Below are 18,763 nucleotides of genomic sequence, written 5' to 3'. Positions count from 1 at the left end.
GGTGCGCTCAGCGCGAGATCGAGACCGGCTCCGCCTCGGCGAGCCGCATGAGGAGCGCCGGCGCGATCGGGAACAGCGATCGGTCGCTGCCGGCCGCCGCCCAGAGCTCCTCGAGCCCGAGCAGCTCGCGGTCGACGACCGTGCGGATGCGCTCGTCGTGCGCGAAGGGCGGCACCCCGCCGATGCTGTAGCCGCTCGCGCGCTTCACGAGCGCGGCATCGGCCTTCGAGATCGTCGTGCCGAGCTGCTCGCCGAGCCACGCCGTGTCGACCCGCGTCGGTCCGCTCGCGAGCACGAGGAGCGCGGCGCCGTCCGCCTCGAAGACGAGGCTCTTCACGATCTGCTCGACCCGGCATCCCAGCGCCTCGGCGGCCTCCTGGGCCGTGTGGGTGCGCTCGGTCATGACCCGGATGTCGAGCTCGACCCCGAGCGCCGCGACGCGCTCCCGGAAGCGCTCGACGCCGGCGCTCACGCGCGCACCTCGGACTCGCGGCCCTCGACGGCGTTCTGCTCGTCGAGGTCGCCAGCGCGCGCGCCGGCCGTCGCCGTCTCGATGGGATCGTCGAAGGCGAGGAGGCGGAGGGTCCCGTCGACGACCCGGAAGCTGTGGACCGAGCCGTTCCCGATCCGCCCGTGCTGGATGCCGGGCTCGACCTCGGTGAGCGCCGAGCGGATCGCGCCGCCGTGGCTCACGACGACGAGCGAGGCGCCCGGTCGCGCCTGCGCGAGGCGCACGAGCTCGGGGACGACCCGGGCGGCGACCTGCTCGCGCGTCTCGCGCCCCGGGACCCGCGCGCCCTCGGGGAATCGGCGGTCGATCTCCGTGTAGTCGAGGCCCTCGGCCGCGCCGTAGTCGCGCTCGACGAGCGGCTCGCTCACCGCCGGCTCGCCGAGCCCGAGCTCCGCCGCGATGATCGCCGCGGTCTCGGCGGCGCGTGCGAGCGGACTCGTGACGACGCCGTCCCAGCTGCGCCGAGCGAGGAGCCGGCCGGTGGCCCGCGCCTGCGCGCGGCCGGTGTCGTTGAGCGGGATGTCGGTGCGACCCTGGATGCGGCGGGCCGCGTTCCAGTCCGTCTCGCCGTGGCGCACGAGGAACAGCTCGGTCATGGGGGAGGAGCCTCCGTGGGGTGATCTGCGACGCGGGCGCCGCGCGGGTTCAGGCGAGCAGGCGGTCGCGCAGGGCGCCGAGCAACGTCGAGGTGCCGGCGTCGATCTTGAGGGTCGCGCGCGCGTCGCCGCGGGTCTCGCCTCGGTTGACGATGACGATCGGCACGCGGCGCTTCACCGCGATGTCGAGGAGGCGGATGCCGGAGTTCACGACGAGCGAGGATCCGGCGACGATGAGCGCGTCGGCCCGACGCACGATCGCGGCCGCCTCGCGGAAGGTCTCGGTGGGGACGAACTCCCCGAAGAAGACGACCTCGGGCTTGAGCCGTCCGGCGCAGACGGTGCAGCTCGGGAGCACCATGCGCTCGACCGACTCGACGGTGACATCTCCGTCGGGGTTGAGCTGTACGCCCTCGGGCGCGTCCAGCCAGGGGTTGTCGGCGGCCATGCGGTCCGCGATGTCCTCGCGGGCGAAGGCCTGCCCGCAGACCAGGCAGCGCACCCGGTCGACGGAGCCGTGGATCTCGACGACGCGCCGGGAGCCGGCGCGCAGGTGCAGGCCGTCGACGTTCTGCGTCGCGATGCCGCCGACGACGCCGCCCCGCTCGAGCTCGGCGAGCGCCGCGTGCCCCGCGTTGGGCTGCGCTGCCGAGAAGTGCTTCCAGCCGAGGTGGGATCCCGCCCAGTAGCGCTGCTGGGCCCGCTCGTCGGCGAGGAACTGCTGGATCGTCATGGGACTGCGGACGGGGGCGCCCGCGCCGCGGTAGTCGGGGATGCCGGAGTCAGTGCTCACGCCCGCCCCGGTCAGCACGGCGATCCCGCGTCCGCGCAGCAGCTCCTCGGCGCGGTCGACCGCCGCCTCGAGCCCGGTGCCGGCGTGGCCCGCCGTGTCCGTCGCGGTCATGCGATCGCTTCCGCCCTCCTGGTCGACCTCAGGATACGGCGTCTCGGATTCGGGTAAGTTGCCGTTCGCCGTGCGCGTGCGTCCTGTGCCCCGGCGGAAGGGCCCTCTCGTGCACATCGTCCCGGTCTCCGATCCCGCCGACGAGCGGCTCGCCGACTACCTCCGCCTCACCGATGTGGTCCTGCGGCGCCTGCAGGAGCCCGTCGACGGGCTCTACATCGCGGAGTCGACGCGCGTCGTGGAGCGGGCGATCCGAGCGGGCCACGTGCCCCGCTCCGTGCTGACGCAGGAGAAGTGGCTCGAGGAGCTGACCCCGCTGGTGGAGCCCTTCGACGTGCCGGTCTACGTGGGGGAGTCGGCGGTGCTCGAGCAGGTGACCGGCTACACGATGCACCGCGGCGCGCTCGCCTCGATGCACCGTCCGCCGCTGCGGCCCGTCGAGGAGGTCCTCCGCGACGCCAGCCGGGTGGTCGTCATCGAGGATGTCGTCGACCACACGAACGTGGGGGCGATCTTCCGGGCCGCCGCCGGTCTCGGCGCGGATGCCGTGCTCATCACCCCGCGCTGCGCCGACCCGCTCTATCGCCGCGCGGTCCGCGTGAGCATGGGCACGGTCCTGCAGGTGCCGTGGACGCGGCTCGCCGACTGGCCGGAGGGCGCGGAGCAGCTGCACGCCGCCGGCTTCGAGATCGCCGCTCTCGCCCTCGCGGACGGTGCGGTGGACCTCCGCGACTACGCCGCCTCGGCTCCCGATCGGGTCGCCCTCCTCCTCGGCACGGAGGGCGACGGCCTGAGCCGGGAGGCCCTCGCGGGCGCCGACCGGGTCGTCACCATCCCCATGTCGCACGGCGTCGACTCCCTCAACGTCGCCGCGGCGAGCGCCGTCGCCCTCTGGTCCCTCGCCCCCTGACCCCGCCCCGTCGCGTCCCACGTGACCACAGCGCACCCCCAGGAGTAGAGTCCGCCCATGTCGGACGCATCCGCAGGCAAGGGCCTCGCCACCGGCCAGCTCGGCCTCCTCGGCTCCACCATCATGGGCCTCGCCTCCACGGCCCCCGTCTACTCCCTGGTGGCGACCCTCGGCTTCACGATCACGGCGGTCGGCGCGCAGTCCCCGATCGCGTTCGTCCTGGCGTTCATCCCGATGTTCTTCATCGCGTTCGCCTACCGGGAGCTGAACCGCGCGATCCCGGACTGCGGGACGACGTTCACCTGGGCGACGAAGGCCTTCGGGCCGTGGGCGGGCTGGATGGGCGGCTGGGGCGTCGCGGTGGCGGGCATCATCGTGCTCGCGAATCTGGCGCAGATCGCGGGGATCTACCTCTGGATCCTGCTGGCGCCGCTGATCGGCGCGGATCTCTCGGGCGAGCTGTGGGTGACGACGGCGACGGGCGTGGGCTTCATCGCGGCGATGGTGGCGGTCAGCTACCGGGGCGTGGAGATCGGCGAGCGCCTGCAGAACGTGCTGCTCGGCATCCAGTATCTGGCGCTGGCGCTGTTCGTGGTGCTCGCCCTGTCGAGCGCACTGGGCGCCGAGCCGCCGGCGGACAGCCTGCCGCCGCAGCTGAGCTGGTTCGATCCCTTCGCCTTCGAGAGCTTCGACGGCTTCACGGAGGCGGTGCTGCTGGCGCTCTTCATCTACTGGGGCTGGGACACCTGTCTGGCGCTCAACGAGGAGACGAAGGACCCGAAGACGATCCCGGGGCGCGCGGCGCTGCTGTCGACGCTGATCCTCATGGTCACCTACGTGCTCGTGACGGTCGCCGCCATCAGCTATGCGGGGCTCGCGGCGCTCGACGGGCAGGACGACGTGTTCCTGGTGGTGAAGGATGCGCTGTTCGGGCCGTGGGCGTGGCTGCTGGTGCTCGCGGTGCTGATCTCGGCGGTCTCGTCGACGCAGACGACGATCCTCCCGACGGCGCGCGGCACGCTCTCGATGGCGGTGTACGGGGCGCTGCCTCGGCGCTTCGGCCAGGTGCATCCGCGGTTCCGCACGCCCGGCTTCTCGACGCTGACGATGGGCCTGGTGGCGATCCTGTTCTACGTGGGGATGACCTTCGTGAGCGAGAACTTCCTGGCGGACTCGATCTACTCGCTGGGGCTGGCGATCGCGTTCTACTACGGGATCACGGGCTACGCCTGCGTGTGGTACTTCCGCCGGGAGCTCTTCGCCTCGGCCTCGAACGTGATCTTCAAGCTGGTGTTCCCGCTGCTGGGGGCGCTGCTGCTCACGGCGGCCTTCGTGAAGTCGGCGATCGACATGCTGAATCCGGACTACGGCGCCACGGTCCTGTTCGGGGTGGGCGGCGTCTTCGTGATCGGGATCGGCTCGCTGCTGGTGGGCGTGGTCCTCATGGTCGCCTGGTCGCTCGTCGCGGCATCCCGGCCCTTCTTCCGCGGCGAGTCGCTGAACCGGGAGACGCCGGTGCTCGTGCCGGACGAGGAGGTCGCCTACGGCCGCTCGGTCGACGGCGGGCGGGTCTGAGCGGCGGGGCGACGCCCGGCGCATACGATTCCGTGGTGCCCCTCACCCGACGACAGATCTACCGCCGTCGCCGCGCCGCCGTCTTCGGCACGCTCGCCGCCGTGCTCGCGACGGCGATCTACCTGCCGCTGACGCTCCTCGCCCCGCTGGATGCGGCCACCGCGGTGGTCGCGGAGCAGCCGTCGGCGACGCAGGCGGCCGCGGAGCTCGACTTCCCCGGCTACGGCGCCTCGGCGATCGGCGCGCTCGACATCCCGGGCGTGCTCGCACAGGACGGGCAGGAGAAGGCGCTGCCGATCGCGAGCATCACGAAGGTGGTGACGGCGCTCGTCGCGCTCGACGCGAAGCCGCTCGGCGTCGACGAGGCGGGTCCGTCGATCGAGATGACGGCGGCGGACGCGGCGCTCTACGACCGGTACCTGGCGCAGAACGGCAGCGTGGTGCCGGTCGCGGCGGGACTCGCCTTCACGCAGCGGGAGCTGCTGGAGCTGACCCTCGTCAAGTCGGCGAACAACTACGCGGGGTCGCTGGCGATCTGGTCGACCGGCTCGCTCGAGGCCTTCCGCTCGGCGGCCGCGGCGTGGCTCGCGGAGCACGGGCTGGAGAACACGGTGGTCGTCGAGCCGACCGGCCTCTCGGCGGACAACCGAGCCCGAGCCTCGGATCTCGTCGAGCTGGGCCGCATCGCGCTGCGGGATCCGGTCGTGCGCGAGATCGTCGGCACGTCGCGTCTCGAGATGCACGATCTGGGACAGCTGCGCAACACGAACGCCCTCCTCGGCGATCTCGGCGTGGACGGCATCAAGACGGGCACCCTCGGCACGGCCGCGAATCTGCTGTTCTCGTCGACCTTCGCGGTCGGGGAGGAGGAGGTGACGGTCGTCGGGGTCGTCCTCGGGGGCCCGGGGCCCGATCACGGCGAGCTCAACCGCGGCATCCTCGCGCTCCTGAAGACGGCGCAGGCGGGGTTCCGCGAGGTCGTGGTGGCGGAGCCCGGCCAGGTCTTCGCGAGCTACCGCACGGAGTGGGGACAGCGCGCGGATGCGGTGGCCGCCGAGGAGGCGCGGATCGTCACCTGGTCCGACTCGCCGGTGACGACGCTCGTCGACGCGTCGCCCCTGGCGGTGACCGCCCGGGGCGCGGAGGTCGGCTCGGTGATCGCGACGGCGGGGGATCGGCAGGTGGAGGTCGCCCTGGAGCTCTCGCGCGCCATCACCGATCCGGGTGCCTCCTGGCGGCTGACGAATCCGGTCGCGCTGCTGGACTGACCCGCCCGTCCGGCGCGCTCAGCTGCCGGCGCCCTCGCCCCGGCGGACGACGCCGGGCTCGGGCCGCTTCGGGAGGATGCCGTCTCCGGAGGACTGGTGGCGCACGCGGCGCAGCACCCACGGCACGAGGTACTCGCGCGCCCAGCCGATGTCCTCGGAGCGCGCCTCGCGCCAGGGCCGCGGCGGGAGCGGCTCCGCCTCGAAGGCCTCGAGGTCGTTGGGCACGTTGAGCGCCGCGAGCACCATTCTGGCGATCGCCTGGTGACCGACGGGCGAGAAGTGGAGCCGGTCGGGCGCCCACATCCGGGAGTCGGCGAGCTCGCGGAGCGCCCACATGTCGGCGACGACGGCATCGTGGCGGGCGGCGACGGCGCGGACGTTCTCGTTGTAGATCGCGACCTTGCCGCGGATCCGCCCGAGGACGGGGGTGCCGCCGATGTCCGGTCCGTTGAAGACGACGACGGTCGCGCCGTCGCGGCCGAGCCGGGCGAGCCCCCGTCCGAGCCGCTCGGCGACCTCGTCGGGGTCGGTGCCGGGGCGGATGATGTCGTTGCCGCCGGCCGAGATGGTGATGAGGTCCGGCCGGAGCTCGAGCGCGGCGTCGACCTGCTCGTCGAGGATCTGCTGGAGGAGGCGGCCGCGGATCGCGAGGTTGGCGTAGGCGAAGTCCTCGGTGCCGCTGCCGAGCACCTCGGCGACGCGGTCCGCCCAGCCGCGGTGGCCTCCCGGGCTGCGGGGCTCGGGGTCCCCGATGCCCTCGGTGAAGGAGTCGCCGATGGCGACGTAGCGCGACCAGGGGTGGGACTGCTGCATGCGTCCAGGATGCCTCGTCTCCGGCGTCCCGCATCGGCATCCGCGCGCGTTTCGCCGGGTACCACTCGTCCGGGCGTTCTTTTCGCGACACTCAGCTGGGCGCCAGGTCACGCCCAGGCGACTCCTGATTGCCCTCCGGTTCCGGCAGGTGTTGGCTTGATGCGTCCCCACACGACGGGGATGCGGACGACACTGGGAGGTCGAAAAGACATGGGCATTCTCGCCTGGATCGTGCTCGGACTCATCGCGGGCGCCATCGCCAAGCTCATCCTGCCGGGCAAGCAGCCCGGCGGCATCATCGTGACGATCATCATCGGCATCGTCGGCGGGCTCCTCGGCGGATGGCTGGGCTCGCTGCTCTTCAACGAGCCGGTGGACGGCCTCAACCTCGGCAGCATCCTGCTCGCCGTCGGCGGGGCGATCATCGTCCTGCTCGTCTACGGCGCCATCACGGGTCGCCGGGGCAGCCGCGCCTAGCCGCGGACACCGGACCCGGAGGGGCGTCGGCCGATCGGCCGGCGCCCCTCCTCCGTGTTCCGGGCGCGCCCGCGGAACGTCGGTGCCGGGTGCGAGGATGTGGGCATGAGCAAGCAGGACGGCCGCGGCCGCCAGGTGAGCGTCACGGCGCCGCATGGCGAGGCCGGCGCGACGATCCTGCACGTCGACATGGACGCGTTCTACGCCTCCGTCGAGCTGCTCGAGCGGCCCGAGCTGCGCGGTCGGCCGGTCATCGTCGGCCACCGGTCGAGCCGCTCGGTCGTCACCGCGGCGACCTACGAGGCGCGTCGCTTCGGCGTGAACTCGGCGATGCCCATGGCGCTCGCGCTGCGCCGCTGCCCTCAGGCCGTCGTCCTCGAGCCGCACTTCGACCGCTACCAGGCGGCGAGTCGCCGGGTCATGGAGCTCCTCGGCGAGGTGACCCCGGCGCTCGAGCCGCTCAGCATCGATGAGGCCTTCCTCGACGTCGCCGGCGCGCGCCGCCTGCTCGGCGGGCCCTTCGCGATCGGCACCCGCATCCGCGAGCGCGTCCACGCCGAGACGGGGCTCGACTGCTCGGTCGGCGCCGCGGCGACGAAGTTCGTCGCCAAGCTCGCCTCGAGCCGCTCGAAGCCGGACGGCCTGCTCGTCGTCCCGCCGGCCGACACGGTCGCGTTCCTGCACCCCCTGCCGGTCTCCGCGCTCTGGGGCGTCGGCGGGCGGACGGAGGAGCAGCTCTCGCGCCTCGGCCTCCGGACGATCGGGGATCTCGCCGAGACCCCGGTCGAGACGCTCCGCTCCGTGATCGGGGACGCGGGTGCGGCCCGGCTCCACGAGCTCGCCTGGGGGCGCGATCCCCGCTCCGTCGAGACGAGCCGCGAGGAGAAGAGCATCGGCCACGAGACGACCTTCGAGCACGACGTCGTCGACCGCGAGCAGCTGCACCGCGAGCTCCTCCGTCTCGCCGACGGCGTCGGGGCCCGGCTCCGCCGTGCGGGCGTGACGGCCCGCACCGTCGTGCTCAAGCTCCGCTTCGAGGACTTCACCACCGTGACCCGCAGCCGCACGCTCGCCGAGCCGACCGATCTCGGCCGTCGCCTCGCCGAGGAGGCGCGCTCGCTCTACGATCAGGCCGCCCAGGGCGGCCGGCCGGTGCGCCTCATCGGCGTGCGGGCCGAGCAGCTCGGCGGCGAGGTCGCCGCGCTCGGCCTCTGGGACGAGGACGAGCAGTGGCGCGAGAGCGAGCAGCTCGTCGACCAGGTCGCGGCGCGCTTCGGCGCGGCGGCGGTGCAGCCGGCGAGCCTCATCGGGCGCGGGTCGCGTCGGCGGATGCCGATCCAGTGACGGTATCGTCTCATCGGGTGAGCAGCCCCGACCCGACCGCGCATCCGCACGGGTCCGCGGCTGCCGAGCAGCTCTCGCCGAGCTTCCCGGATCGCGCCGCCTGGGGCACCGTCTCGAAGCTCCGCGCGTGGCAGGAGGAGGCCATCGAGGCCTACTTCCGCGAGCAGCCGCGCGACTTCCTCGTCTCGGCGACGCCGGGGGCGGGCAAGACGACCTTCGCGCTCCGGCTCGCCTCGATCCTGCTCCAGAACGACATCGTCGACCGCGTCACGGTCGTGGCCCCCACCGAGCACCTCAAGGTGCAGTGGGCGGACGCGGCGCATCGCGCCGGCATCCGCCTCGACCCTCGCTTCACGAACCGCCACGGGCAGGAGGCGCGGCACTATCAGGGCGTCGTCGTGACCTACGCGCAGGTGGCGGTCCGGGCCTCGGTGCACCGTCGGCTCACCGAGTCGGCGCGCAGCCTCGTCATCCTCGACGAGGTCCACCACGGCGGCGACGCGCTCTCCTGGGGCGACGCCGTGCGGGAGGCCTTCGAGCCCGCCGTCCGCCGCCTCTCGCTCTCGGGCACGCCGTTCCGCAGCGACACGGCGCCGATCCCCTTCGTCCGCTACGAGCGCGACCGCCGCGGCATCCGCCTCTCGCAGGCCGACTACAGCTACGGCTACGGGCACGCCCTCAAGGACGGCGTCGTCCGGCCGGTCATGTTCCTGTCGTACGCGGGCTCGATGCGCTGGCGCACGCGACAGGGCGAGGAGATGGAGGCGACCCTCGGCCAGGGCGACACGAAGGACGTGACCTCGCAGGCCTGGCGCGCCGCGCTCGACCCCGAGGGCGAGTGGGTCTCGGCCGTGCTGCGGGCCGCGGACCGCCGGCTCAGCGAGGTGCGGCAGTCGATCCCGGACGCGGGCGGGCTCGTCATCGCGACCGATCAGACGGTGGCGCGGGCCTACGCCGACATCCTCGCCCAGATCACGGGACGACGTCCCGTCGTCGTCCTCAGCGACGAGGCGGAGGCGAGCGCGCGCATCGACGCGTTCTCGACGAGCGACGAACGGTGGATGGTCGCGGTGCGGATGGTGTCGGAGGGTGTCGACGTGCCGCGGCTCTGCGTCGGCGTGTACGCCACGAGCGCGTCGACGCCGCTGTTCTTCGCGCAGGCGATCGGCCGCTTCGTGCGGGCTCGTCGCCGCGGCGAGACCGCATCGGTCTTCCTCCCGAGCGTTCCGGTGCTGCTCGGGCTGGCGGCCGAGCTCGAGCGCGAGCGCGACCACGCCCTCGACCGCGAGTCGAGCGGGGAGGACGGCCTCCTCGACGACTCGATGCTGGATGCGGCGAACCGCGAGGAGCAGGCCTCCGACGCCCTGGTCGACGAGTTCGAGTGGAAGGCGCTCGGCTCGGTCGCGACCTTCGAGAAGGTCGTCTACGACGGTCACGAGTTCGGTCAGCTCGCCGAGCCCGGCACCGACGAGGAGTGGGACTTCATCGGGCTGCCGGGGATCCTCGAGCCGGAGCAGGTGAGCGATCTGCTGCGCCAGCGGCAGTCGAGGCAGTCGCGGCGAGCCGAGGAGCGGCGGCGCCGGGATCCGGGCGCGGTCGACGTGGCCGAGCAGTCCTCGCCCGCGGCGCTGCACCGCACCCTCTCCGAGCAGCGGAAGCTCCTCAACAGCCTCGTCTCGATCGAGGCGCGCGGCTCGGGGCGCACCCACGGCCAGGTCCATGCCGAGGTCCGTCGGGTCTGCGGCGGGCCGGAGGTCGCGCGGGCGACCGTCACGCAGCTGCAGGCGCGCATCGACCACCTCCGCCGCGGCCTCCACGGTCACTGAGCAGCATGCGGACGCGGCGCGCCGCCGCCTAGCGTCGGAGGGTGCAGACCTTCCTCCCGTACCCGTCCTTCGCCCAGAGCGCGGCGGTGCTCGATCCGCGCCGCCTCGGCAAGCAGCGGGTCGAGGCGCTCCAGCTGCTCCGCGCGAACACGGTGCCCGGCTACGGCTGGCGCCATCACCCCGCGGCGCGCATGTGGTCGGGCTTCCTCCCGGCGCTCACCGCCTACGGTCTCGCGATGACGGACGCCTGGACGGCACTGGGTCACGCGGATTCGACACGGTCGACGATCCTCGAGTTCGCCCCCGAGGTCGACGGCGCGCCGCAGGACTCGCTCGAGCTGCCGCCGTGGCTGGGCGACGAGGCGCTGCATCGCTCCCACCGCTCGAACCTCGTGCGGAAGGATCCCGAGTTCTACCGGCCGCGCTTCGGCGAGGTGCCCGACGACCTGCCCTACGTCTGGCCGGTCACTGGAAGTCCCGGGAGCGGTGGCTGACGCCCACCCCCAGCGCCTCCACGCGGTCGGCGACGAGGTTCACGACGCCTTCGCTGCTGCGCTCCAGGATGCCGCGGACGATGAGCGCGGGCGAGTCGCGCACGACGCGACGGTAGCGGCCCCACACCCCGACCGAGATGATGACGTTCGTGAGACCCGTCTCGTCCTCGAGGTTGAGGAAGGTGATGCCGCTCGCGGTCGCCGGCCGCTGCCGGTGGGTGACGACGCCCGCGACCTCGATGCGGCGTCCCGATTCGGTGTCTCGCAGCACGCCGTGGGCCAGCACGCCGCGCTCGTCCAGCCCGGCGCGGAAGTGCGCCATGGGGTGGTCCTCCGTCGAGATGCCCGTCGTCCAGAGGTCGGCCGCGAGGGTCTCGTAGGCGCTCGGGTCGGGGAAGAGCGGCGGCTGGATGCTCGTCACGCTCCCCGCGAGGAACTCGACCCGGTCGAGCGCGGCGCTCCCGGCCCGCCACATGGCCTCCCGCCGCCCGAGGCCCATGCCGTCGAAGGCGCCCGCCGCCGCCAGCGCCTCGAGCTGCGGGGTGGTGAGCCCCGTGCGCCGCACGAGGTCCTCCATGCTCTGCCAGGGGCCGCGCTCGGTGCGCTCGGCGACGAGGCGCTCCGCGAGGGCCGCGCCGATCGTGCGCACCCCGGCCAGCCCCAGCCGGACCGCGTGCTCGCCGTCCCGCCGGTGCTCGGCATCCCGCACCGGGGCGTCGGGGTCGTAGCCCGGATCCTCGGGCTGGCGGGGCTCGACGCAGGCGGTGAGCCCCGACGGCGGCCGGGCGCCCGGCGGGGCCGCGAGGTCGAGCGGCTCGAGCCCCGCCTCGGCACCCGAGCGGAGGAGGTCGGGGCGGCGCACGACGACCCCGTGCCGTCGCGCGTCGGCGGTGAGCGTCGAGGGCGAGTAGAAGCCCATCGGCTGCGAGCGGAGCAGCCCCGCGAGGAACACCGCGGGGTAGTGGAGCTTGAGCCAGGAGGAGGCGTAGACGAGGAGCGCGAAGCTCAGCGAGTGGCTCTCCGCGAAGCCGAAGTTCGCGAAGGCCTGGATCTTCTGGTAGATCTCGTCGGCCACCTCGCCCGTCAGCCCGTTCGCCGCCATCCCCGTGTAGAGCGTCTCGCGGAGCCGCTCGATCTTCTCGAGTCCGCGCTTGGAGCCCATCGCCCGGCGCAGCTGATCGGCGTCCTCGCCGGAGCAGTTGCCGATCGCGACCGCCATCTGCATGAGCTGCTCCTGGAAGACCGGCACCCCGAGGGTGCGCTCGAGCGGCTCGACGAGCTTGGGGTGGAGGTAGGTCACGGGCTCCTGCCCGAGCTTGCGCCGCACGAAGGGATGCACGGCGCCGCCCTGGATGGGGCCGGGGCGCACGAGCGCGATCTGCACGACGAGGTCGTAGAAGCGCCGCGGCTGGAGTCTCGGGAGCAGGCCCATCTGGGCGCGGCTCTCGACCTGGAAGACCCCGATCGAGTCGGCGCGGCAGAGCATGTCGTAGACGGCCGGCTCCTCCTTGGGCATGCTCTGGAGGGTCCAGTGCTCGCCCGTGTGCTCCTCCACGAGGTCGAAGCAGTGCTGGAGGGCGGCGAGCATCCCGAGCCCCAGGAGGTCGAACTTCACGAGGCCCATCCAGGCGGCGTCGTCCTTATCCCATTGGATGACGGTGCGCCGCTCCATGCGGGCGTGCTCGATCGGCACGACCTCGCCCACCGGCCGGTCGGTGAGCACCATGCCGCCCGAGTGGATGCCGAGGTGCCGGGGCAGCCCGAGCATCTCCTGCGCGAGCTCGGTCACGGGGGCGGGGATGTCGTGGTCGCCCGCGCTCGTGAGCGAGGCGCCCCAGCGCTCGACCTGCTTCGACCAGGCGTCCTGCTGCCCCGGCGGGTGGCCGAGCGCCTTCGCGGTGTCGCGGATGGCGTTCTTGGGGCGGTACTGGATGACGTTGGCGACCTGGGCGGCGTTCTCGCGCCCGTAGGTCTCGTAGACGTGCTGGATGACCTCCTCGCGCCGGTCGGAGTCGAAGTCGACGTCGATGTCGGGCTCCTCGTCGCGGAGGCTCGAGAGGAAGCGCTCGAAGGGCAGCCGGTAGAAGATGGCGTCGATCGCGGTGATGCCGAGGAGGTAGCAGACGGCGGAGTTCGCGGCCGATCCGCGGCCCTGGCAGAGGATGCCGCGGCCGCGCGCGTAGTCGACGATGCCGTGGACGATGAGGAAGTAGCCGGGGAAGTCCTTCTGCTCGATGACGGCGAGCTCGCGCTCGATGCGGGCGCGATCCTCCTCCCGGAGCTCCGGGTAGCGCTCGGGCACGGCCTCCCAGACGAGCTGCCGCAGCCAGGACATGGGCGTGTGCCCCTCGGGGACCCGCTGGCGGGGGAGCGCGGGCTTCGCGCGCCGGAGCGGGAAGGCGAGCTCGTCGGCGAGCTCGACCGTCCGCGCGACGGCACCGGGGTAGCGGGCGAAGCGGGCCTGCATCTCGTGCCCGCTGCGCAGGTGGGCGGCGCCGGCGGCCGGCAGCCAGCCCTCGAGCTCGTCGAGGCTGCGCTGCGCGCGCACCGCGGCGAGCGCGTCGGCGAGCCGCCGCCGGTCCGGGCTCGCGTAGTGGACGTTGCCGGTCGCGACGACCGGCAGCCCGCGCTCGGCCGCGAGGGCGGCGAGCGCGTCGTTGTGCTCGCTGTCGAGCGGGAGGCCGTGATCGTGGAGCTCGACGACGACCGAGTCCCGGCCGAAGCGGGCCGTCAGCCGGTCGAGCGCCGCGCCCGCGGCCGCGGCCCCGCCGCTCCGCAGCGCCTGCCGGACGGCGCCCTTGCGGCATCCCGTCAGGATGCGCCAGGTGCTCGTCCCGGTGTCGTCGCGCGCGCGCTCGGCGAGCTCGTCGAGGTCGTAGACGGGGCGCCCCTTCTCGCCGCCCGCGAGCTGCGCCGCCGTGATGGCGCCCGAGAGGCGGTGGTAGCCCTCCTCGCCGCGGGCGAGGACGAGCAGGTGGGCGCCCTCGGGATCGGGCTCGCCGTTCTGCGGGCCGCTCAGGCCGAGCGAGAGCTCGGCGCCGAAGACCGTGTGCAGCGCGGCGGGCTCGGCCGCCTCCGCGAAGCGCACGAGACCGTAGAAGCCGTCGTGGTCGACGAGCGCGAGCGCGTGGAGGCCGAGCCGCTCCGCCTCCTCGACGAGCTCCTCGGGGCTGCTCGCGCCGTCGAGGAAGCTGTAGCTGGAGTGCGCGTGGAGCTCCGCGTAGGGCGGCGCCGTCTCGTCGCGCACGATGTCCTCGGGCTGCCGGTAGCGCGGCCGCTTGAGGCTCCAGGCGGGGCTGTCGCCGCCGTCGACGTCGGGCGGGCGGTCGTTCGGGCGTCGGCGATCCGAGAGCGCGCGCTCGAACTCGCTCCAGCTGACCGGGGGGTTGCTCCAGCCCATCAGGCCGACCCCGCTCCGGGCTCAGTCATAGCGGCCCTCCGCCCACCAGCCGGAGTCGTCGAGCACGAGCAGCCAGGCCGCGCCCTCCGCGTCGACGAGCTGGAAGCGGTGGGCGCGCCGGCTCGCGACGGGATCCCACCAGCGCTCCTCGATCGGCCAGGGGCCGGCCCACGAGGTGACGTCGCGCCGCGCCCCGGTGCCTGAGACGAGCACGGCGGGCGCGCCGCTGATCCGCCCGCGCTCGTCGACCGCGACGGGGCGGCCCCGCCGGTCGTCGACGCGCAGCGGCCGCGGCACCTCGTAGACGGTCGCGGGCGCGGGCGGCGGGAGCGCGCCCGGCCAGGGCTGCCCGGGATCGCGGGCGACGATCGGGCGGTCGCCCCACGGCACGAGCGCCTGCCGGTCGACGGGGCGCCGTCCGCCCGAGGGCGCCGGCGTGAGGACCCCGCGATGGCCCACCATGCCCTGGATGCGGGAGAGGCCCGAGTGCACGCCCTCATCCGGGCCGGTGCCCCAGAGCCCGCGCTCGTGGCCCGAGAGCGGCTCGACGGTCTCGGGGGAGACGCGGACGGCGGCGACGGGGGAGCGGAGCGCCGCGGCCCCGCCATCGCGCTCGAGCGCACCCTGCAGCTGCCAGCGCACCCGGTCGACGACCTCGGCGGCCGTGAAGGAGCGCGGGTGCAGCCAGACCCGCTCGCTCGTCTCGCCCTCCTCGCCCGTGAGGACGACGCGGAGCGCGGTCGCGACGAGCCGCTCCTCGAGGAGGCCGTCGACGAGCGCCGCGGCGGGGGCGCGGAGGGCGAAGGCGACCTGGTCGACGCGCTCGAGCGGCGGCTCGAAGCGCGCCTCGGCATCGAGGTCGCGCGGCGGGATGCGGGGCGTCGCGGCGCGCAGGTCGCGCCCGCCCGCGAGGGCGTGGAGCCGCGCGCCGCCGGGCCCGAAGCGCTCGGCGACCTCCGCCTCGCCGAGGGCGGCGAACTCGCCGAGGGTGCGGATGCCGAGCCGCGGCAGGAGCTGCACGAGCTCCGGCTGCTCGAGGAGGCGCACGGGGAGCGGTGCGAGGAAGGCGGCGGCATCGCCCGCGGGCACGATCGTGACGGGCGCGTCCTCCCGCGGCGCGCGGGCGGCGCGCTCCGCCGCGAAGAGCCCCTCTGCGACGCCGGCGCGCGCCCGCCGTACGCCGAGCTCGCCGACCGCCGCGAGGATCGCGAGCGCCGCCGCCTGCTCGCCGCCGTAGTACCGGGCGGGACCCCGCGCCGCGACCGCGAGCGTGCCCGGTCGCACGGGGTGCACGCCCGGCAGCACGGCCTCGAGGCCCGCGATGACGGGCTCGAAGGCGCGGGCGTCGAGCGCGGCGTCGTAGGCGAGCACCCGGAGTCCCGGGCAGCGGGCCTGCGCCTCGCGAACGCGCAGCCCGCGGCGGACGCCCTCGTGCCGCGCCGCGGCCGAGCAGGCGTGCACCTCGCCCTTGAGCACGAGGGCGACGGGCGCCCCCTCGGGGATGCGCTCCGCGGCCATGTGCGCCGCGACCGGCCAGTCGGGCGCCCAGATCGCGAGCAGCCGGGGCGCGGCGACGCCCTCGGCGACGGCGGCGCGGCTGCGGCGCCGGCCTCCTGCCGCCCTGCCCCGCGATCGTTCTTCGAACATGTGTTCGAGTATGACGCACGCCGCCGACACGCGCTGGCCGACGGCGGGCGGACGCGGAGCGGCCCCGCACGCGGATCGCGTGCGGGGCCGTCCGGGGCCGTTCGGGGACTTAGCGCGTCACCGTGAGGCGCGCGGAGGCCGTGGCCCCCGACTGCACGCCCTCCAGCACGACCGTGTAGCGGCCGGGGGCGTCGGGCGCCTCGAAGCGGATCTGCGCCGAGCCGCGGATGAGGTCGGCGCGTCCGACGACCTCGCCGCCCTTCAGGATCGTCGCGGTCACCTGGCGGTCTCCGCCGAAGCGGCTCGCGGAGGCGGTCACCGCCTTCCCGGGCGCGACCGAGCTGCGCGAGAGCGAGACGCGGGCGCGGTCGCTCAGCGAGTCGAGGTCGCGCTCCAGGCCGAGCGTGCGCGCCATGGTGAAGAAGGTGTCCGTCTGGTCCGTGAGGCCGACGACGTTCGCCGCCCCCGGACCGTAGGCCGCCACGCGGAGCTGCGAGCCCGTGTGCTGCTGCGAGCCGCCCGCGGCGGCCGTGCCGTACGCGACCTTCATCGTCGTGCCGTCGGCTGTCGTGAGCGCCGTCGACAGCGTCGCCGGCGGGGTCGAGTCGACGATCTGCGAGGTGTGCGCGTGGTCGGCCGTCACGATGACGAGCGTGTTCCCGTCCTTCTTCGCGAAGGCGAGCGCCGCCTGGACCGCCTCGTCGAGGTCGACCGTCTCGCCGATCTGCCCGCATGCGTCGGCCGAGTGGTCGCGCTTGTCGATCGACGCGCCCTCGACCTGCAGGAAGAAGCCCTTGTCGCTCGAGCCCTTGAGGAGCGAGATCGCCTTCTTCGTCATGGACGAGAGCGAGAGCGCCGCCGGGAGCCGCTTCGGGTTCTCCGTGCAGGTCGTCGGGTCGAGGTCCGCGCCGCCGACGGTCGCCGTCGTCGCGCTGTAGCGGGTCGGCAGGTTGCCGGAGGCGAAGAGGCCGAGGACCGGCGCCTTCTGGCTCGCGCGCGTCACGCCCGCGAGGCCCGCCGCGTCCGAGACCAGCTGGTAGCCGCGCTGCGAGGCCTGCTCGGCGAGCGTCTCGCCCTCCCACGGTCCGGCCTTCGCGACCTGCTGGAAGCTCGCGGCCCCGCCGCCGAGGGTCACGTCCGGGCGGGTGTCGAGGAGCTGCTCGGAGATCGACCCGGGGCCGCCCTCCGCGAGCGCGTCGTCGCCGCAGCTCGTGCTGTCGGGGCCGTAGCAGGAGCGCGCGGCGACGTTCGCGACCTGGACGGCCGGGGTCGCATCCTGGATCTCGGCGGTCGAGACGTTGCCGGTCGCGAGCCCGTTCGCCTTCGCGATCTGGAGGATCGAGTCGTGCGGCCGGCCGTCGATGTCGACCGAGACGGCGTTGTCATAGGTCTTCCAGCCGGTCGCCCAGGCGGTCCCGGTCGCGGCGGAGTCCGGCACGTAGTCCGGCTTGCCCTTGTTCTCGCCCGAGTTGTAGAGCGAGTACGTCGTGTACTGGCCCGTCAGGGGGAGCGCGTCGATGCCGGGCAGCTCGCCCGCCGCGCCGTAGGCGTAGTTGCGGGCGATCGTGATCTCGGAGTCGCCCATGCCGTCGCCGATGAGGAGGATGACGTTCTTCGCCTTCCCTCCCTTGACGGCGGACTTCACGGCGCTCGTCTGGTCGCCCGCGTTGCGGGTCCACTGGCCGTCGGCGCGCTGGGGCGCGCTCGCGGTCGCGGCGAGCGGGACGGCGAGAAGGCCTCCCGCGAGGAAGGCCGCGCTCGCGATCGCGAGGGTGCGGCGGGTCGTTCGATTCATGCCATCGCTCCTGATGAGTGGGGGATGCGTCGGTGCGGCGCGCGCCCAGGCAAGTCCCGCCACCCGAACGGGGGGTCGCCGCGGGGGTGAACGACCGTCGTCCGCCAGATGAACCCGCGTCGTCAGCGCACGCGGATGCGGTAGCGCGCGCTCGCGCCGGGCTCGAGGCCCTCCGCCCGGCGCACGGCGGCCTTCACGGGCAGCACGTAGCTGCCCCGCGCGGCGTCGGGGAAGACCGAGGTGCGCCAGCTCGTCGTGCCGGTCGAGACCTCGACGGGGACGGCCCCGAAGCCCGCGGGCGGGCGGGCGCCGGCCGCGTCCCGCACCGCCTCGCCGAGCTCGGGCGGCAGCGTCACGAAGGTCCAGGCCTCCCGGCGCGCCTCCCAGAGCCACAGCTCGGCGTCGAACTCGCCCTCGGGGTGCCGCGGATCGCCCATGCCCTCATCCTGCCGCAGGGGCGGCATCCCATGCCGTGACGGGCGCGATGCGCTGATCGGCGCCCGGCAGCCAGAGGCGGCGCGAGCGCCCGCGGCCCGACCAGGCGCGGGAGGCGGAGGCGACCGTGACCTGCCGGGCCTGGAGGCGGCCGAAGCCCTGGCCGATGCCCGACCAGCTGCTCTCGGCGATGCTGAGCCGCGCCTCGCTCCGCGGCCAGTCGCCGAGGGCGACGAGCGCGGCCTCCCGCTGGCGCAGCCGGGAGGCGAGGCGCCCCGCCGCCGCCTCCGAGACGGGAGGGCGCCCGGGACGGCTCGGGGCGGGCGGCCGCACGAGCACGACCGAGACGACCTCGACGAGCGCCGCGAGCACGGAGAGCCACTGCTCGCCCGGGTGCGGCACGAGCACGAGCCGCTCGAGATCGATCCCGAGCCCCGCCGCCGCCTCGACGCCGAGATCCGGCAGGCCGACGACGGCGCACCAGGATCCGGCGCGGCTCGGCCCGAGCAGCAGCCCGAGTGCGAGGAGGGTGGAGCTCTCGACCGCGACGGCGGTGCCGGCCGCGAGCGCGCCCCCGGGCAGGAGCTCGGCGAGTGCCGGGTCGGTCGGCAGCGCGCGCGTGTCGAGCGTGCGCCGCTGCATGCCGCGGATGCGCTCCTGCAGCTCGCGCACGGTCTCGCCGCGGGGGTCGGCGGGGGCGACGAGGGCGGCGCCGGTCGAGCTGCTCATCCCTCCATGATCGAACAGATGTTCGAATGCGTCAATGCG

The 18,763-nt window shown here is 74.2% G+C and carries 16 protein-coding genes; 7 read left to right on the top strand and 9 right to left on the bottom strand.

What is annotated here, in order from left to right:
- Positions 1-7 precede the first annotated feature (7 nt).
- Genes OF852_RS03015 through OF852_RS03005 form a run of 3 tightly spaced genes read right to left on the bottom strand, consistent with a single transcriptional unit; the run spans position 8 to position 2,011 of the window.
- Positions 8-472, bottom strand: a complete 465-nt coding sequence (locus OF852_RS03015) for a YbaK/EbsC family protein (protein WP_271120336.1) — start codon at positions 470-472, stop codon at positions 8-10.
- Positions 469-1,107 carry a histidine phosphatase family protein gene (locus OF852_RS03010; protein WP_271120335.1) on the bottom strand — a complete coding sequence of 213 codons (639 nt, stop codon included), beginning with the start codon at positions 1,105-1,107 and terminating at the stop codon, positions 469-471. Before OF852_RS03010 ends, OF852_RS03015 begins: the two co-directional genes overlap by 4 nt.
- 49 nt (positions 1,108-1,156) lie before the next feature.
- Positions 1,157-2,011: a Sir2 family NAD-dependent protein deacetylase gene (locus OF852_RS03005; RefSeq protein ID WP_271120334.1), complete on the bottom strand. Its 855-nt coding sequence runs from the start codon at positions 2,009-2,011 to the stop codon at positions 1,157-1,159.
- 109 nt (positions 2,012-2,120) lie between these two features.
- Between OF852_RS03005 and OF852_RS03000 the strand changes: the two genes are divergently transcribed.
- From OF852_RS03000 to OF852_RS02990, 3 genes are read left to right on the top strand one after another with little or no spacing between them, the layout of a single operon-like run.
- On the top strand, positions 2,121-2,921 hold the full coding sequence (locus OF852_RS03000) for a TrmH family RNA methyltransferase (RefSeq protein ID WP_271120333.1): 801 nt from the start codon (positions 2,121-2,123) through the stop codon (positions 2,919-2,921).
- Between the two features lie 57 nt (positions 2,922-2,978).
- Positions 2,979-4,496: an APC family permease gene (locus tag OF852_RS02995; RefSeq protein WP_271120332.1), complete on the top strand. Its 1,518-nt coding sequence runs from the start codon at positions 2,979-2,981 to the stop codon at positions 4,494-4,496.
- A gap of 35 nt (positions 4,497-4,531) precedes the next feature.
- Positions 4,532-5,764: a D-alanyl-D-alanine carboxypeptidase family protein gene (locus OF852_RS02990; protein WP_271120331.1), complete on the top strand. Its 1,233-nt coding sequence runs from the start codon at positions 4,532-4,534 to the stop codon at positions 5,762-5,764.
- 18 nt (positions 5,765-5,782) lie between these two features.
- Here OF852_RS02990 and OF852_RS02985 read toward each other — a convergent pair whose 3' ends face one another.
- Positions 5,783-6,577: an SGNH/GDSL hydrolase family protein gene (locus OF852_RS02985; RefSeq protein ID WP_271120330.1), complete on the bottom strand. Its 795-nt coding sequence runs from the start codon at positions 6,575-6,577 to the stop codon at positions 5,783-5,785.
- A 210-nt stretch (positions 6,578-6,787) separates the two neighbouring features.
- Here OF852_RS02985 and OF852_RS02980 point away from each other — a divergent pair, with 210 nt between their 5' ends.
- From OF852_RS02980 to OF852_RS02965, 4 genes are all read left to right on the top strand, one after another.
- Entirely contained in the window at positions 6,788-7,054 is a 267-nt protein-coding gene (locus tag OF852_RS02980) for a GlsB/YeaQ/YmgE family stress response membrane protein (protein WP_271120329.1), read from the top strand.
- A gap of 105 nt (positions 7,055-7,159) precedes the next feature.
- Entirely contained in the window at positions 7,160-8,398 is a 1,239-nt protein-coding gene (locus OF852_RS02975; RefSeq protein ID WP_271120328.1) for a DNA polymerase IV, read from the top strand.
- A gap of 17 nt (positions 8,399-8,415) precedes the next feature.
- Positions 8,416-10,224, top strand: a complete 1,809-nt coding sequence (locus OF852_RS02970) for a DEAD/DEAH box helicase (RefSeq protein WP_271120327.1) — start codon at positions 8,416-8,418, stop codon at positions 10,222-10,224.
- Positions 10,225-10,265: 41 nt separating this feature from the next.
- Entirely contained in the window at positions 10,266-10,718 is a 453-nt protein-coding gene (locus OF852_RS02965; RefSeq protein ID WP_333781466.1) for an MSMEG_6728 family protein, read from the top strand.
- Here the strand turns inward: OF852_RS02965 and OF852_RS02960 are convergent.
- The 5 genes from OF852_RS02960 to OF852_RS02940 form a co-directional block, all read right to left on the bottom strand.
- Complete coding sequence (locus OF852_RS02960) at positions 10,690-14,118, bottom strand: error-prone DNA polymerase (RefSeq protein WP_271120326.1); 3,429 nt, start codon at positions 14,116-14,118, stop codon at positions 10,690-10,692. The two genes, OF852_RS02965 and OF852_RS02960, sit on opposite strands and share 29 nt — an antisense overlap.
- Positions 14,119-14,139: 21 nt before the next feature.
- Positions 14,140-15,765 (bottom strand): DNA polymerase Y family protein, encoded by a 1,626-nt coding sequence (locus tag OF852_RS02955; protein WP_271120325.1) that lies wholly within the window; start codon positions 15,763-15,765, stop codon positions 14,140-14,142.
- A 109-nt stretch (positions 15,766-15,874) separates the two neighbouring features.
- Positions 15,875-17,560, bottom strand: a complete 1,686-nt coding sequence (phoA, locus tag OF852_RS02950; RefSeq protein ID WP_271120324.1) for an alkaline phosphatase — start codon at positions 17,558-17,560, stop codon at positions 15,875-15,877.
- 122 nt (positions 17,561-17,682) lie between these two features.
- Complete coding sequence (locus OF852_RS02945) at positions 17,683-17,997, bottom strand: DUF1905 domain-containing protein (protein WP_271120323.1); 315 nt, start codon at positions 17,995-17,997, stop codon at positions 17,683-17,685.
- Positions 17,998-18,001: 4 nt separating this feature from the next.
- On the bottom strand, positions 18,002-18,724 hold the full coding sequence (locus OF852_RS02940; RefSeq protein ID WP_271120322.1) for a hypothetical protein: 723 nt from the start codon (positions 18,722-18,724) through the stop codon (positions 18,002-18,004).
- Between the last annotated feature and the right edge of the window lie 39 nt (positions 18,725-18,763).

This window comes from Homoserinibacter sp. YIM 151385, from assembly GCF_027912415.1.
In the GTDB taxonomy this organism is placed as follows: domain Bacteria; phylum Actinomycetota; class Actinomycetes; order Actinomycetales; family Microbacteriaceae; genus Schumannella.
The sequence above is the reverse complement of the archived record's forward strand: the minus strand, read 5'-3'. Positions and strand labels throughout refer to the sequence as shown.